The following is a 14,835-nucleotide window of genomic DNA, read 5'->3' on the forward strand; positions in this document are numbered from 1 at the left end:
TGAATCATGAGCCAGAACGTTTATCAATTTATCGATGTGCAGCGTGTAGATCCTGCGAAAAAGCCTATCAAAGTTCGTAAGATCGAGTTCGTTGAAATCTATGAACCGTTCACTAAACAACAGGCGACTGCACAAGCGGATCGCTGCTTAGATTGTGGCAACCCATATTGTGAATGGAAATGCCCAGTCCACAACTACATCCCTCAATGGTTAAAACTTGCCAATGAAGGTCGTATTCTTGAAGCGGTTGAATTATCGCATCAAACCAATAGCCTACCGGAAGTATGTGGGCGCGTTTGTCCTCAAGACCGCCTATGTGAAGGTTCATGCACGCTTAATGATGACTTTGGTGCCGTCACCATCGGTAACATAGAAAAGTACATTACCGACAAAGCGTTTGAAATGGGCTGGAAGCCAGATATGTCCAAGGTGGAGTGGACCGATAAAAAGGTTGCAATCATTGGAGCTGGCCCAGCTGGCTTGGCTGCCGCGGATATCCTAGTGCGCAATGGCGTTAAGCCAGTCGTGTTTGACCGCTACCCTGAAATTGGAGGCCTTCTGACCTTCGGTATTCCTTCCTTCAAGCTTGAAAAAGGCGTGATGGAAAACCGCCGCCGTGTGTTCACTGAAATGGGCGTCGAGTTCCGCATGAACATGGAAGTAGGCAAAGATGTCCAAATGCAAGAGCTGCTTGATGAATACGATGCTGTTTTCTTGGGCGTTGGCACCTATAAATACATGCGTGCAGGTCTAGATAATGAAGATGCGCCGGGTGTGTATGACGCGCTGCCATTTTTAGTTTCGAACACCTACAAAGTCATGGATCTTGAGAGTAACCAACCCTTTATCGATATGGCAGGAAAGAAAGTCGTCGTACTGGGTGGTGGTGATACAGCAATGGACTGCGTTCGTACCTCAATTCGCCAAGGTGCCTCCAACGTAGTTTGTGCTTATCGTCGTGATGAGGCCAACATGCCAGGCTCTCGTCGCGAGGTAAAAAACGCAAAGGAAGAAGGCGTGAAGTTCATGTTCAACCTTCAGCCTTTGGGAGTGGAAGTGGATGCGTCAGGCAAAGTCTCGGGGGTCAAAGTGGTGAAAACCGCACTTGGTGAACCTGATGAAGCAGGTCGCCGACGTCCAGAGCCCGTTGAAGGCAGCGAGCACGTTCTACCAGCAGACGTTGTTATCATGGCGTTTGGTTTCCAGCCGCACAAAATGGACTGGTTAGCACCGTTTGATGTCGATTTGGATCAATGGGGTCGTATCAAAGCCCCAGCGAAGCAAGAGTTCCAGTTCCAGACCAGCAATGAAAAGATCTTCGCGGGTGGCGATGCGGTACGAGGTTCTGATCTTGTCGTAACCGCAATTGATGAAGGACGAAAAGCGGCAGAAGGCATTCTCGATTACCTCGAAGTTTAATCTCAGTTAACCTCACAAAAAGGGTCCTATTATTGGATCCTTTTTCTTTTGTATCCATATAATTAGAAGCAAAATTATAAGAGTAAATACAATGAAAAAAGCCGCTCTCCTTTCCATTACTTTGCTCGGCTTAACCGCTTGTAGCCAAGGAGTCACAACCATGACGGATCGTTCTCAATCACCTTGTGGTGACAAACCAAACTGCGTCTCCACCCAAGACTCGCGAGAAAAATACAACCTAACGCCATTTATCTTAGTTGATTCAGCGAACATCGACGCTATTGAGCAAGTTGCGCTTGAACTGCCAGGCGCGAAAACCGCGGTGAAAGAAAGCAACTACCTTCGTATCGAGTGCACATCTAAAATCATGCGCTTCGTGGATGACCTCGAACTAAAAATAGCAGGAGACCAACTGATTGTGCGCTCGGAATCTCGTGTGGGCTACTCTGACTTTGGCGTAAACAGAAAGCGCGCCGATCAATTACGAGAAAAGCTCACTCAAGCTAAGCTCATCAAATAGAAAACTGCCAACGGGGAGTGCTATACTCTCGGCCAACTAAAATATTTACCTAAAGAGAGTGTTATGAAAGTTGGTATCATCGGTGCGATGGAACAAGAAGTGACCATCCTGAAGCAAGCAATTACAAACTGCAAAACTGTAAATAAAGCAGGTTGTACGTTTTTCTCTGGTCAAATTAACGATGTCGAAGTCGTCGTACTACAATCGGGCATCGGTAAAGTTGCAGCGGCAGTGGGCACGACAATCCTTCTTGATGAATACCAACCAGACGTTGTGATTAACACAGGCTCTGCTGGCGGTTTCGATTCAAGCTTAAACCTTGGCGATGTAGTTATCTCTACAGAAGTTCGTCATCACGATGCAGACGTAACCGCTTTTGGTTATGAAATTGGCCAAATGGCCGGTCAACCAGCTGCATTCAAAGCGGATGACAAGCTAATGGACTTAGCAGAAAAAGCCCTAGCACAAATGGAAAACACTCATGCGGTTCGCGGCCTAATTTGTACTGGCGATGCGTTTGTTTGTACTGCTGAGCGTCAAGAGTTTATTCGTAAACACTTTCCGTCTGTTATCGCTGTAGAAATGGAAGCATCTGCTATCGCTCAAACTTGTCACCAATTCAACACACCGTTTGTTGTTGTGCGTGCAATCTCTGATGTCGCTGATAAAGAATCACCAATGAGCTTTGATGAGTTCCTACCTCTAGCAGCAAAAAGCTCTTCCGAAATGGTATTCAAAATGCTGGAACTCATTAAATAAACGACTCATTCATGGAAGAAGTTTTTCAGTCATTTTATGCCAACGGTGCGCTCCTTATAATGTGGGGCGCACTGATCTTGCACCTTCTAGTGCCAATCCCCCATTCAGCGCACCCCATCACTTTATGGCGAAAGCTAGCAGAACAGCTAGCCAACAAAGTGAACAATAATCACAATTACTCACAGAGTGTAATCTCAGGCAGTCTTGCACTAGGCTTGATGCTGTTTCCTTGCTTGATATTACTGATTGCAGTAAAGCCATTTGTTTGGCAAATCCCTTTATATGAACTGGTTCTATTGATCATTGCGCTAGACTGGCGCAACAGCGAAACGTTAACGAAACAGCTCGTCACAAGTATCTCTTCGGAAGACAAAGCTCAGTGTCGAGCATTACTGAGACCATATCTTAATCGCGATACTGGTAGCCTCTCGATCGTTGGCATAGGTAAAGCTGGCTCAGAAACCCTGATTATGGGATACAGCCGCAACGTGATCGGCGTGCTATTTTGGTACGCACTAACAGGTGGTATTGGTGCGTTAATGTATCGACTCACAACAGAATTAGCGCGAGTGTGGTCCCCTAGCCGACGCCAATATTTGCCCTTTGGTAAACCTGTGATTCAACTGGTTGCTACTCTGGATATTATTCCACTTCGTCTCTTTGCCATACTTTTAGCTGCCGGAAAGAATACAAGTAATGTGCTCTCTGGAATACAACAGCAAGCGAAGTCTTGGCCCTTACCAGGACCTAGCTGGGTGTTATGTACTATCGGACACAAACTACAACTGTCTTTATGCGGCCCTGCTATCTATCAAGGTGTGCGTGCAGAGCGCGCAAAAATCGGTGGGCGCATTGCGCCATCGGCTATTCACCTTTCACAAATACATACGCTGCTCGTTTGGCGCGTCCTGGCTTGGATCGCAATCCAAAGTTTGTTTTTAGGAATAATTTATCAAGGATTATGATGAATAAATTATGCTTCGCATTAACGCTGTTTGTTTCGACAGCGACCTTCGCTCAACCCGCTCAACCCGCTCAACCCGCTCAACGCATTATAAGTTTAGCTCCACATGCCACCGAAATTGCCTTTGCAGCAGGGCTAGGAGAGCAGCTTGTTGCTGTCAGCGAAATGAGCGATTATCCAGAACAGGCAAAGCAGCTAGAAAGAGTCTCAAATTATCAAGGAATTAAATTAGAGCGCATTATTGCTCTTCAGCCGGACTTAGTGATTGCTTGGCCAGCCGGAAACCCCGCTAAAGAGTTGGAGAAAATTAAACAGTTCGGTATTCCTATCTATTACTCCACTACAGGTTCATTAGAAGATATCGCCAATAATATCGAGCAACTCAGCCAATACAGCGAAACTCCACAAGTAGGAAAAAAGGCCGCTGAAGATTTTAGAACGCAACTGAGTACACTAAAAGAACAGTACAACACGAACGAGAAAGTTAGTTACTTTTATCAGTTGAGTGAAAAGCCTATCATCACTGTCGCCGGAAAGAACTGGCCAAGTGAAGTCTTTACTTTTTGCGGTGGTGAGAACATTTTCGCCGCATCTAGCGCGCCTTATCCTCAAGTTAGCATCGAGCAAGTCATTACTCGCCAGCCAGAGGTTATTTTTACTTCTCGTCACGCAATGAGTAACGATGGTATGTGGGCTGAGTGGAGTAATGAGCTTCTTGCCCTTAAAAACAAACACATCTGGTCCCTAAACTCTGATTGGATTAACCGTCCGACACCACGCACATTGAACGCGATCAAGGAAGTGTGTGAGCACTTTAAAAGCGTTCGTCAAAAACGCTAACGATTTCGTGGCAAATACCGTACAATTTCCGCCCATTTTTTCTCACACTATTTAAAGGTACTAAGTAACATGGACTCCATGCTGCTTTATATGATCGATTTGTTCGGTACCGCTGTTTTCGCTATCTCTGGCGTATTACTGGCGGGCCGTTTAAAAATGGATCCATTCGGCGTTATCGTGCTCGGCAGTGTGACTGCTATAGGTGGCGGAACAATCCGAGACATGGCGCTTGGTGCCACTCCCGTATTTTGGATAACAGATACGACTTACTTATGGGTGATATTTGTTACGTGTCTACTAACCATGCTTGTTATTCGAAGACCCAAGCGACTCTCATGGTGGGTATTACCCGTTTGTGATGCCATCGGTCTCGCTGTATTTGTAGGAATAGGAGTAGAAAAGGCACTCGCCTACAATGCTTCTGGGATGGTCGCGGTGATAATGGGGGTTATTACTGGCTGTGGCGGTGGCATTATACGAGACGTGCTGGCTCGCGAAGTTCCTATGGTATTAAGAAGTGAAGTCTATGCTACGGCATGTATTATTGGCGGCATCTTCCATACGATGGCGGTAAACATGGGTTATGACCACTCAACGGCTTTACTCGCTGGTGTAATCTCAACGCTCATTATACGTCTCGGTGCGATTCGTTGGCATCTATCCCTGCCAACTTTCGCCATTAACCGTTAAACACCAACAACATCACTCATCATGGAGTCGACCAAGTGTCGGCTCCTCTCATTTATGCTCATTTGATTCGCCAATTCTTGGGCAATTCGCTAAATTATCTCAACCATTCCTAACTTTCATTAATCATTATGTTGCTTGAAGGTATTGAAACGTTACTTGTCCTCAGTAAAGAAAAAACCATGAGCCGCACGGGCAGTCAACTCTATATTAGTCAATCTGCCGTGAGTAAACGTATTTCAAATCTAGAGAAGAAGTTAGGAAAAAAATTAATAGAGCCAAATGGTCGGCACATAAAGCTGACCTCCGATGGCCTTGCGCTCATCAACACGATCGAGCCAACGTTCAATGAGTTAAGAGGTCAGATCTATGATCAACAACAAATAGAAGATACTTCTTTGATCAAGATAGACTGCTCTGAAACCTTAGTCGCTGGATACCTCAGCATGATCATGGCAGAACACTTTGCCCATGATCAGTACATACGAATATCGACCAATCATACGCCACGCATTATTGAGAATGTGAAATCAGGCAAAGCAACATTGGGATTTTGCGCTGGCTATCTACCACCTCATCATGGATTAATGAGCCTTCACCTCGCCGATGAACCTTTCTCAATTGTCAGTCGACATTCACTTTCACAACTACCTAAAGCTATTTTGACCAATGACCTAACTAACCCTGCCAACACATATCAACAAGCTATTTTATCCAAACACGGAATCGAACCTTTGATGGAAATGGATTCGTATACTGCGGCAGCACAACTGGCTTTGGGAGGTATGGCTCCCGCTTTAATCCCTAAATCTATCCTAACGACACTTAATATCACATCTAAGTTCTGCTATGACTTTGAAGAGCTAGATCAGTTAGTTCGACCAATACATATCTGCTTACGTCACAGCACATATCGTAGCGAACGAGTTAAAGCACTGACAGAATCCATTGCTGATGTTGTTGCCAAAGAAGTTTCGTTGCCATAAGCATCGACATCACTATAACTAGAGGACGAATCCATTTTTGTCCTTTACTTACCACGACCTTCGCTCCTAACTGAGCACCAAGAAAACCGCCAACAGCCATGGTTAAGCCAAGCTTCCACACGGGCAACCCAGCGAAGATAAAAAAGAGTAGTGCCGCAATGTTTGACGTGAAATTGAGAATTTTGGTTCTAGCAGTGGCTTCGACCAAAGAAAAGTGACCTAGTGCAACAAAACAAACAGTAAAAATAGATCCAGTCCCAGGGCCAAAAAAGCCATCATAGAAACCGATCCCGCCACCAATGTATAGCGCAAACATCGCTTCAGATAACTTTGGTTCTCCATCGATTTTTCGCGTACTTGGCGCGAGTAAAAAATAGAGGGAAATGGCTATCAAAAGAACAGGGATCAAACTGGTGAGTACGCTAGCATCAATAAACTGAACAGCCTCGGCACCGATCGCTGCACCAATAAAAGTACAGAGTATCGCGAAACGCATTTCCTTTAGGCTGACAATACCGTTACGCACGAAATACCAGCTAGCAGAGAAACTGCCAAACGAACTTTGTAACTTATTGGTTGCTAGAGCTTGAGTCGGACTTAACCCCGCAGCCAAAAGCGCAGGGAGTGTAATGAGCCCTCCCCCACCAGCCATCGCATCAATAAAGCCTGCGGCAGTCGCAACCAAAAATAAGGCCAACAAAATCTCAACCGTGATTTCCACTACACTTCCTTTTTGAAGAGGTATCAAAGAGGAAGAAACGGTAGCACTTATTCACAAAACTACCAATGGAAAGTCAAGACACCAATCTATTCCTAATTTTCATCAGTTAATAAATCTAGAGAATGATACATTAAAAATATCAATTACATCCAAATATAGAGCCTCACCTCAAGAGCCTCTTAATATTTTGATAGAAAAAGAAAATGCTGTCTTAATAGGAAATATTTAATCTGATAAAAAACGAAAATAATGGAAGCCTTACTGACTCGAGCATCAATAAAAGAACAGCAATTACGCTTAAAAATCGAACAGATAGTGAATATTAATCAGCTATTCAACGTTATTGACGCTAAACCAGAGACTAGCGGTGCGGGTGTAATTTATATTGATAACAAATTCACCGTTGTACGCTTAAGAGACTTTAAATCCACATGCCATATCAATCCTACATTTATCATTCTACGAGAACCGATAAAATTACAATCATCTCAAGAATTTGCAAAAAAAATAAAACAGGAAGAATCAAAATCAAGATTCAATCAAGAGCTTCTATCAGCGAGCATTAGCTGTATTGGTGCAGCAATTGGCTGGATTGGAGTAGTTGGTTCGGGGCTAACAATACCAGTAAGTGGTCCTGTGGGCGTAACTATGTCCTATATCTCACACGCCGCTACTGTTGCTGCCACAGCTCAATGTGCTATTGGAGTAGCAAGAACCCGTATGGTATCTAAATCACCAGACAAATTATCGGATATAGACAGTAATGAGTGGTATCAAAATACAACTAAAGCTTTAGATTACATCTCCTTAGCTGGAGCGGGCGCTAGTGGATATCAAACGATAAAAATGGTTCAATCTCTTAAGCAAACCACTAAGAAAGGCGTTCCCGAAATTCTAAAAGGCTTAAACAGACAAGAAAGAACAAGATTAACTAAAGAAATCATCCGTAAAAACCTTCCGAGCATTTCGAATAAAGCTCGTAAACAGCTAATGTTGTCAGGAGAAATTCCTAAGAGGTATTCACAAGCAACAATATCCGCATCCATTTCTCATCAGCTTCTAGATGCAATTGGAGGCTCAATTAGCATAGTAGGAAGCGGTTATTCGGGAGAGTTAAGAAATCTTGCTATTGGAATCTATGAGGAATTGAAAGTTGAATACTAAATCAATTAGCATAGCAAACATCTCACTAAGTATATGTTTATACTTGGCATTGACTATTGGTCTGGCTATTAGCTTGAGCATTTGGAATGACTGGTTTTCTTTCACTCAACACATTGCTCTAGATACTTACCTTCTTACATTGGGAGCTATTACGGTTGTTGTTGTATGCATTCCAAACATTCTGACAATAAACAAAGGATTAAGTATTGCTGCAAAAATAAACTTACTTACTATCTCTTTTATCATTCTCACTTGCAGCATTAATTTTGTTGTAGCAAATGGTAGTACTATTCCTTCATCTTTGGGTACATTGCTTGCCATCATTAGCTTAATGATCTTCAAAAGCGAAGCATACCAATCGTTCCTAGCACACTTTAATGCTCTTCATTTTAGAAAAACCTCGATATAAAAAAGCCCGCTCAAATGAGCGGGCAATGAGGTTGTCATGCAAGCCCTGATTAATGAGCTTACTGATTTTTATCTGTTACGCGACTAGACTCGCTTTCACTTTAGCGTGTAACTCTTGAACCGAAGTTACTGACGCTTTTGCGTCTGCAGTATGAGACATACATGTAGCGAACGCTGCATTCAGTGTCGTTGTGTAGTTCACTTTTTCTGCCAGTGCACCGCGGCGTAGAACTTTCGAATCTTCAATCGCTTGACGACCAGAAGCCGTGTTTACGATGTAGGTGTATTCGTTGTTCTTGATGCGGTCAAGAATGTGTGGACGACCTTCGTGTACTTTGTTTACCAAACGTGGGTTAATACCCGCTTCGCCCAGAATTACAGCAGTACCGTGTGTCGCATCCAACTGGTAACCCAGTTTCACTAACTTAGAAGCTAGGTCAACAACACGCTCTTTATCACCTTCACGTACAGACAGTAGCGCACGACCACCTTCAGGATAAACCGCACCACAACCTAGCTCTGCTTTCGCGTAAGCTTCTGCGAACGTTGCACCCACACCCATTACTTCACCTGTTGAGCGCATTTCAGGGCCCAATAGAGGGTCAACACCAGGGAATTTGTTGAACGGCAGAACCACTTCTTTCACTGAGTAGTAAGGAGGGATAATCTCTTTAGTAAAGCCTTGTGACTCTAGAGATTGACCCGCCATTACACGTGCAGCGATTTTCGCTAGAGGAGCGCCTGTCGCTTTCGATACGAATGGTACCGTACGAGCAGCACGAGGGTTCACTTCAATTAGATAAACGTCGTTGTCTTTCACAGCAAACTGCGTGTTCATCAAACCGCGTACACCGAGTTCGAATGCTAACTTCTCAACTTGCTCACGCATCTTGTCTTGAATTTCCTGACTTAGCGTGTATGCAGGCAGTGAACATGCAGAGTCACCAGAGTGAACACCCGCTTGTTCGATGTGCTCCATGATACCGCCGATAACGACGCGTTCACCGTCACAGATAGCATCAATATCAACTTCGGTTGCATCATCCAAGAAACGGTCTAGCAGAACTGGAGACTCGTTCGATACGCTTACTGCTTCGTTGAAGTAGCGACGCAGGTCTTGCTCATCGTATACGATTTCCATCGCACGACCACCGAGTACATAAGATGGACGAACAACTAATGGGAAGCCAATTTCTTTCGATTTCTCAACCGCTTGCTCCATCGTTGTTACTGTCGCGTTTTCTGGCTGAAGTAGACCTAAACGGTCAACAGCGGCTTGGAAGCGTTCACGGTCTTCCGCACGGTCGATAGCATCTGGGCTAGTACCAATGATTGGCACACCAGCCGCTTCTAGAGCACGAGCCAGTTTAAGTGGCGTTTGACCACCGTACTGAACAATCACACCTTTTGGTTTTTCAACGCGAGCGATAGACAGTACATCTTCCAGAGTTACTGGTTCGAAGTACAGACGATCAGACGTATCGTAGTCAGTAGATACCGTTTCTGGGTTACAGTTAACCATAATGGTTTCGTAACCGTCTTCACGCAGCGCAAGTGATGCATGAACACAACAGTAATCGAATTCAATACCTTGGCCGATACGGTTTGGACCGCCACCAAGAACCATGATCTTATCTTTGTCTGTTGGGTTTGCTTCACATTCTTCATCGTAAGATGAGTACATGTAAGCCGTGTCAGAAGAAAACTCTGCTGCACATGTATCCACACGTTTGTAAACCGGATGAATATCAAACTGCTCACGAGCACGGCGAATTTCACTTTCAGCGACACCAAGCAATTTAGACAAGCGAGCATCAGAGAAGCCTTTGCGTTTCATCTGACGAAGCACTTCTTTGGTCAAACCTGCGTAGCCGCCCGCCTTGACTTGTTCTTCGAGTTTTACAATTTCTTCGATTTGAACCAGGAACCAGCGGTCGATTTGAGTCAAGTTGAACACACCGTCGACTGACATACCCGCTCGGAATGCATCGGCGATGTACCAGATACGCTCTGCACCTGCTTCTTTAAGTTCGTGACGAATCTTAGTCAGTGCATCTGGCGCTTCCAGATCGACCATCTCATCAAAACCAGTTGCGCCAACTTCTAGGCCACGCAGTGCTTTGTGAAGAGATTCTTGTTGGTTACGACCAATCGCCATTACCTCACCAACCGATTTCATCTGAGTTGTCAGACGATCGTTTGCACCAACAAATTTCTCGAAGTTAAAGCGAGGGATCTTAGTTACGACGTAGTCGATAGTTGGTTCAAATGACGCAGGTGTTGCACCACCTGTGATGTCGTTTTGTAGTTCGTCTAGCGTAAAGCCAACAGCCAGTTTCGCGGCAATTTTCGCGATTGGGAAGCCTGTTGCTTTTGATGCTAGCGCAGAAGAGCGAGATACACGTGGGTTCATCTCGATGATGACCATACGACCATCTTTCGGGTTGATACCAAACTGTACGTTTGAACCACCTGTTTCAACACCAATCTCACGTAGAACGGCTAGCGATGCATTACGCATAAGCTGGTATTCTTTGTCAGTCAGTGTTTGCGCTGGAGCAACCGTGATTGAGTCGCCCGTATGGATACCCATTGGGTCAAAGTTCTCGATTGAACATACGATGATACAGTTGTCCGCTTTGTCACGAACGACTTCCATTTCGTACTCTTTCCAACCGATTAGCGACTCATCGATAAGAAGTTCGTTGGTCGGAGATAAGTCCAGACCACGACGACAGATTTCTTCGAACTCTTCTTTGTTGTACGCGATACCACCACCAGTGCCACCCATGGTGAACGATGGACGGATGATACAAGGGAAGCCAACCATATCTAAAACTTTGTAAGCTTCTTCCATGCTCTTCGCTGTATCAGCGCGAGGACACTCAAGGCCGATAGACTTCATCGCTTTATCAAAACGAGAACGGTCTTCCGCTTTGTCGATTGCATCAGCCGTTGCACCAATCATCTCTACGCCAAACTCTGCGAGAACGCCGTGCTTCTCTAAATCTAACGCACAGTTAAGTGCTGTCTGACCACCCATAGTTGGCAGTACCGCGTCTGGGCGTTCTTTCTCGATGATCTTGCGTACCACTTCCCACTGAATCGGCTCGATGTAAGTCGCATCTGCCATCTCTGGGTCAGTCATAATCGTTGCTGGGTTAGAGTTAACCAGGATAACTCGGTAGCCTTCTTCGCGAAGAGCTTTACACGCTTGTGCGCCAGAGTAGTCAAACTCACATGCCTGACCGATAACAATCGGACCAGCACCAAGAATTAGAATACTTTGAATGTCAGTACGTTTTGGCATTATCTACTACTCCGAATTAAGCGCTGTGTTTTTTGATTAGTTCGATAAAGTGGTCAAATAGCGGTGCCGCGTCATGTGGACCAGGGCTCGCTTCTGGGTGACCTTGAAAGCTAAATGCTGGCTTGTCTGTGCGGTGGATACCCTGCAAAGAGCCATCAAATAGCGATACGTGAGTAGCACGTAAGTTTTCCGGTAATGTTGCTTCATCTGCCGCAAAGCCGTGGTTTTGCGAAGTGATCATCACAACGTTACGCTCTAAATCTTTTACTGGGTGGTTTGCACCGTGGTGACCAAACTTCATTTTCACCGTTTGCGCACCTGATGCTAGCGCCAGAATTTGGTGACCTAGACAAATACCAAAAATTGGTAGGCCTTTTTCTAGGAACACTTTGGTTGCTTCAATCGCGTAAGTACATGGTTCTGGGTCACCAGGGCCGTTCGATAAGAATACGCCATCTGGATTTAGTGCCAGAACTTCTTCCGCTGACGTTTCTGCAGGTACAACCGTTAAGCGGCAGCCGCGGTCAACCAACATTCGTAAGATGTTGCGTTTTGCGCCGAAGTCGTAAGCGACAACGTGGTATGGCAGCTCGCTGTCATCTTTCGCCTCTGGAAGTCCACCTTCAAGCGTCCACGAACCTTGCTTCCATTGATACGCTTCTTTTGTTGTAACTTCTTTCGCAAGGTCCATTCCTTTTAAGCCTGGGAATTCTTTTGCTTTCGCTAGTGCCAAAGCTTCGTCTAGGTTGTTGCCCGCAACAATACAGCCGTTTTGAGCACCTTTTTCACGCAGGATACGAGTGAGCTTACGAGTATCGATATCAGCGATGCCAACGATATTTTTCGACTTAAGATAATCAGAGAGGGATTGTTCGTTACGGAAGTTAGAAGCGATTAGAGGAAGATCGCGAATCACAAGGCCTTGTGCATGAATGGAAGAGGATTCTTCATCTTCGGAAGTGGTTCCGGTATTGCCAATGTGAGGATAAGTGAGAGTGACGATTTGCTGAGAATAGGAAGGATCAGTGAGGATTTCTTGATACCCCGTCATCGAGGTATTAAAAACGACTTCACCAACGGAAAGACCATCTGCCCCTATGGACACTCCGCGGAACACTGTCCCATCTTCTAGGACCAACAGTGCTAATTTACCCAAGACAACCTCCAGAATAAAAATGCAAAAAAAATAAATCAAACTGCAAACATGCCTTCCTTTACCTATAAAATCTACATAAATAGGTATTTCAGACAAATTGGCGGTATTCTAAAGTTGGACTCGAAACCTGTCAACCTACAATCAAAAATAAATGATTAATTTCTAGCGAGTAAGGTCATTTTGAATCAGTAAGGCCCAAAAAGATAACTTTTACATGCTATTACATAGAGAGGCATAGAGGTTTAATGAATTTTACAAATTTGAACTTTTTAGAGATCACAAAAAAGTATGAGTTTTTCACGCAAACGTTCACCCAACAGAAAAGACATTAGTTTTTAGACATCAAAACCCAAAACACCCACAAAACAACCAAAACAACAACAAAAGTAAGCACCAAAATACTTTCTGTTAGAATCATTTCATTTACAAATAATTCTATAGATATAAAAAAGCCGGCTACCGCCGGCGAATAATTATGTATTTAGAGTTCATTCAATCCCAAAACATCTGTCATGGTATAAAAGCCCGCTGGTTTGGCACTCAACCAAACAGCGGCCTTGACGGCGCCATTAGCAAACGTCATACGATCGGTCGCTTTGTGCGTTATCTCCACTCGTTCCCCAATATCAGCAAACATGGCTGTGTGCTCACCGACAATATCGCCAGCGCGAATTGTAGCAAAGCCGATCTCATCTTTAGTACGTTCACCTGTGATACCTTCTCGCGCATAGACAGCTACATCATTCAGCTTGTTGCCCATCGCACCAGCAATGGCTTCGCCCATCCCGATAGCGGTACCAGAAGGAGCATCAACTTTATGACGATGATGTGCTTCGACAATCTCAACATCACAGTAGTCGCCCATCACTTTGGCTGCTTTCTCAAGAAGCTTAAATACTAGGTTCACACCAACAGAGTAGTTAGGAGCCATGACAACAGGCACTTGCTTAGCGGCTTCGTCAATCAGTTCACGCTCTGCATCACTGAAACCAGTCGTCCCAATCACAATACTCTTTCCATGCTTCTTACACAGTTCAAGATTCGCCAACGTACTTACTGGGGCAGTAAAATCGATGATTACATCAAAATTATCGACGTCTTTAGCAAGATCATCCGTTAAGAACACATCGAATTTGCCTTCACCACAAAGTTCACCGATATCGACACCGACAAGTGAGGACTCAGGTCGTTCTGATCCCGCGCTCACTGTCGCCTCTGGGTTAAGGTGTGAAGCTTTAACCAAATTACGGCCCATTCGGCCTGCTGCTCCTGCGATTGCAATACGAACCATTGCGCTTTCTCTCCTTCTCTGGATAACGAGGTTTGCTCTCGTTCTCTCGTTTCGCTTAATCTGTTTAAACTAACAACATACCGTGGTTACCACAAGCAAGTTCATCAGGCTTAAGCGAACTCTTTTACGACACGCTCCAAGATAGGCACGTTCGCTTCAGGAAAGGCATAGTTACCCAATTCTCTTATCTCAACCCAGCGACCTTCTTGACCTTCTCGGCCGTAAGGCTCATTACTGAACTTAGATACCGTAATAAAATCAAACTTAAGTGATTTGTCTGGATAGTCATATTCCAAATGCTCGAAAAGGGCTTGCTCAGTAACTTCAATTCCTACTTCTTCTTCAAGTTCTCTTGCTAGAGCATGTTCAATACTTTCTCCTGACTCGACTTTCCCGCCGGGAAACTCCCAAAACCCGCCTTTATGCTTATCGTCTGGACGCTTTGTAATAAAAATTTTTGATTTGTCTTGGTTAAAAATAATAGCCGCGACTATGTGAATTCTTTTCATAGGGGTTCCTAACTCTCAAGCCGTTACACTTCAACGGTCTTTGCATCTCTAAAACTATCCGATGCTATCAAAACTTATGAAATTCGACAGCCACAGAATTT

Annotated in this window: 14 protein-coding genes; 9 read left to right on the plus strand and 5 right to left on the minus strand. The window is 44.6% G+C overall.

The features are described from left to right. Nucleotides 1-6: 6 nt before the first annotated feature. The 7 genes from R7E47_RS12805 to R7E47_RS12835 all read left to right on the plus strand — a co-directional run bounded on the left by R7E47_RS12805 (nt 7) and on the right by R7E47_RS12835 (nt 6,175). Complete coding sequence (locus R7E47_RS12805; protein WP_005381833.1) at nt 7-1,419, plus strand: FAD-dependent oxidoreductase; 1,413 nt, start codon at nt 7-9, stop codon at nt 1,417-1,419. A 91-nt stretch (nt 1,420-1,510) separates the two neighbouring features. After that, nucleotides 1,511-1,939, plus strand: a complete 429-nt coding sequence (locus R7E47_RS12810; protein WP_017821476.1) for a DUF1499 domain-containing protein — start codon at nt 1,511-1,513, stop codon at nt 1,937-1,939. Nucleotides 1,940-2,002: 63 nt separating this feature from the next. Further along, nucleotides 2,003-2,698: a 5'-methylthioadenosine/S-adenosylhomocysteine nucleosidase gene (gene mtnN, locus R7E47_RS12815; protein WP_005381837.1), complete on the plus strand. Its 696-nt coding sequence runs from the start codon at nt 2,003-2,005 to the stop codon at nt 2,696-2,698. An 11-nt stretch (nt 2,699-2,709) separates the two neighbouring features. Further along, a complete protein-coding gene (locus R7E47_RS12820) occupies nt 2,710-3,663 on the plus strand; it encodes a cobalamin biosynthesis family protein (RefSeq protein WP_318084330.1) in 954 nt (317 codons plus the stop codon). Beyond that, nucleotides 3,663-4,502 carry a vitamin B12 ABC transporter substrate-binding protein BtuF gene (gene btuF, locus R7E47_RS12825; protein ID WP_054574277.1) on the plus strand — a complete coding sequence of 280 codons (840 nt, stop codon included), beginning with the start codon at nt 3,663-3,665 and terminating at the stop codon, nt 4,500-4,502. Before R7E47_RS12820 ends, btuF begins: the two co-directional genes overlap by 1 nt. Nucleotides 4,503-4,571: 69 nt before the next feature. Further along, entirely contained in the window at nt 4,572-5,192 is a 621-nt protein-coding gene (locus R7E47_RS12830) for a TRIC cation channel family protein (protein WP_005387377.1), read from the plus strand. Between the two features lie 128 nt (nt 5,193-5,320). Beyond that, on the plus strand, nt 5,321-6,175 hold the full coding sequence (locus R7E47_RS12835; protein ID WP_017821479.1) for a LysR family transcriptional regulator: 855 nt from the start codon (nt 5,321-5,323) through the stop codon (nt 6,173-6,175). Here R7E47_RS12835 and R7E47_RS12840 read toward each other — a convergent pair. Further along, nucleotides 6,117-6,896 carry a TSUP family transporter gene (locus R7E47_RS12840; protein WP_047102014.1) on the minus strand — a complete coding sequence of 260 codons (780 nt, stop codon included), beginning with the start codon at nt 6,894-6,896 and terminating at the stop codon, nt 6,117-6,119. The two genes, R7E47_RS12835 and R7E47_RS12840, sit on opposite strands and share 59 nt — an antisense overlap. A 249-nt stretch (nt 6,897-7,145) precedes the next feature. Between R7E47_RS12840 and R7E47_RS12845 the strand changes: the two genes are divergently transcribed. Both R7E47_RS12845 and R7E47_RS12850 read left to right on the plus strand, forming a co-directional pair. After that, on the plus strand, nt 7,146-8,060 hold the full coding sequence (locus R7E47_RS12845; RefSeq protein WP_318084331.1) for a hypothetical protein: 915 nt from the start codon (nt 7,146-7,148) through the stop codon (nt 8,058-8,060). Then, nucleotides 8,050-8,469, plus strand: coding sequence for a hypothetical protein (locus R7E47_RS12850; protein WP_198556779.1), 420 nt, complete (start codon nt 8,050-8,052; stop codon nt 8,467-8,469). Before R7E47_RS12845 ends, R7E47_RS12850 begins: the two co-directional genes overlap by 11 nt. 75 nt (nt 8,470-8,544) lie before the next feature. Here R7E47_RS12850 and carB read toward each other — a convergent pair whose 3' ends face one another. The 4 genes from carB to mutT all read right to left on the minus strand — a co-directional run bounded on the left by carB (nt 8,545) and on the right by mutT (nt 14,734). Continuing rightward, on the minus strand, nt 8,545-11,778 hold the full coding sequence (gene carB, locus R7E47_RS12855) for a carbamoyl-phosphate synthase large subunit (RefSeq protein WP_318084332.1): 3,234 nt from the start codon (nt 11,776-11,778) through the stop codon (nt 8,545-8,547). Between the two features lie 16 nt (nt 11,779-11,794). Then, nucleotides 11,795-12,934 (minus strand): glutamine-hydrolyzing carbamoyl-phosphate synthase small subunit, encoded by a 1,140-nt coding sequence (carA, locus tag R7E47_RS12860; RefSeq protein WP_318084333.1) that lies wholly within the window; start codon nt 12,932-12,934, stop codon nt 11,795-11,797. A 481-nt stretch (nt 12,935-13,415) separates the two neighbouring features. Next, complete coding sequence (gene dapB, locus R7E47_RS12865) at nt 13,416-14,225, minus strand: 4-hydroxy-tetrahydrodipicolinate reductase (RefSeq protein WP_005381860.1); 810 nt, start codon at nt 14,223-14,225, stop codon at nt 13,416-13,418. A gap of 110 nt (nt 14,226-14,335) precedes the next feature. Beyond that, a complete protein-coding gene (mutT, locus tag R7E47_RS12870) occupies nt 14,336-14,734 on the minus strand; it encodes an 8-oxo-dGTP diphosphatase MutT (RefSeq protein WP_005387387.1) in 399 nt (132 codons plus the stop codon). Nucleotides 14,735-14,835 lie beyond the last annotated feature (101 nt).

Source organism: Vibrio sp. Vb1026, from assembly GCF_033338745.1.
Taxonomy (GTDB): domain Bacteria; phylum Pseudomonadota; class Gammaproteobacteria; order Enterobacterales; family Vibrionaceae; genus Vibrio; species Vibrio alginolyticus.

Bases quoted from the DNA above. Each gene is read 5' to 3' on its own strand.
- R7E47_RS12805 (WP_005381833.1), top strand. From the start codon at position 7: ATGAGCCAGAACGTTTATCAATTTATCGATGTGCAGCGTGTAGATCCT.
- R7E47_RS12810 (WP_017821476.1), top strand. From the start codon at position 1,511: ATGAAAAAAGCCGCTCTCCTTTCCATTACTTTGCTCGGCTTAACCGCT.
- mtnN (WP_005381837.1), top strand. From the start codon at position 2,003: ATGAAAGTTGGTATCATCGGTGCGATGGAACAAGAAGTGACCATCCTG.
- R7E47_RS12820 (WP_318084330.1), top strand. From the start codon at position 2,710: ATGGAAGAAGTTTTTCAGTCATTTTATGCCAACGGTGCGCTCCTTATA.
- btuF (WP_054574277.1), top strand. From the start codon at position 3,663: ATGAATAAATTATGCTTCGCATTAACGCTGTTTGTTTCGACAGCGACC.
- R7E47_RS12830 (WP_005387377.1), top strand. From the start codon at position 4,572: ATGGACTCCATGCTGCTTTATATGATCGATTTGTTCGGTACCGCTGTT.
- R7E47_RS12835 (WP_017821479.1), top strand. From the start codon at position 5,321: ATGTTGCTTGAAGGTATTGAAACGTTACTTGTCCTCAGTAAAGAAAAA.
- R7E47_RS12845 (WP_318084331.1), top strand. From the start codon at position 7,146: ATGGAAGCCTTACTGACTCGAGCATCAATAAAAGAACAGCAATTACGC.
- carB (WP_318084332.1), bottom strand. From the start codon at position 11,778: ATGCCAAAACGTACTGACATTCAAAGTATTCTAATTCTTGGTGCTGGT.
- dapB (WP_005381860.1), bottom strand. From the start codon at position 14,225: ATGGTTCGTATTGCAATCGCAGGAGCAGCAGGCCGAATGGGCCGTAAT.
- mutT (WP_005387387.1), bottom strand. From the start codon at position 14,734: ATGAAAAGAATTCACATAGTCGCGGCTATTATTTTTAACCAAGACAAA.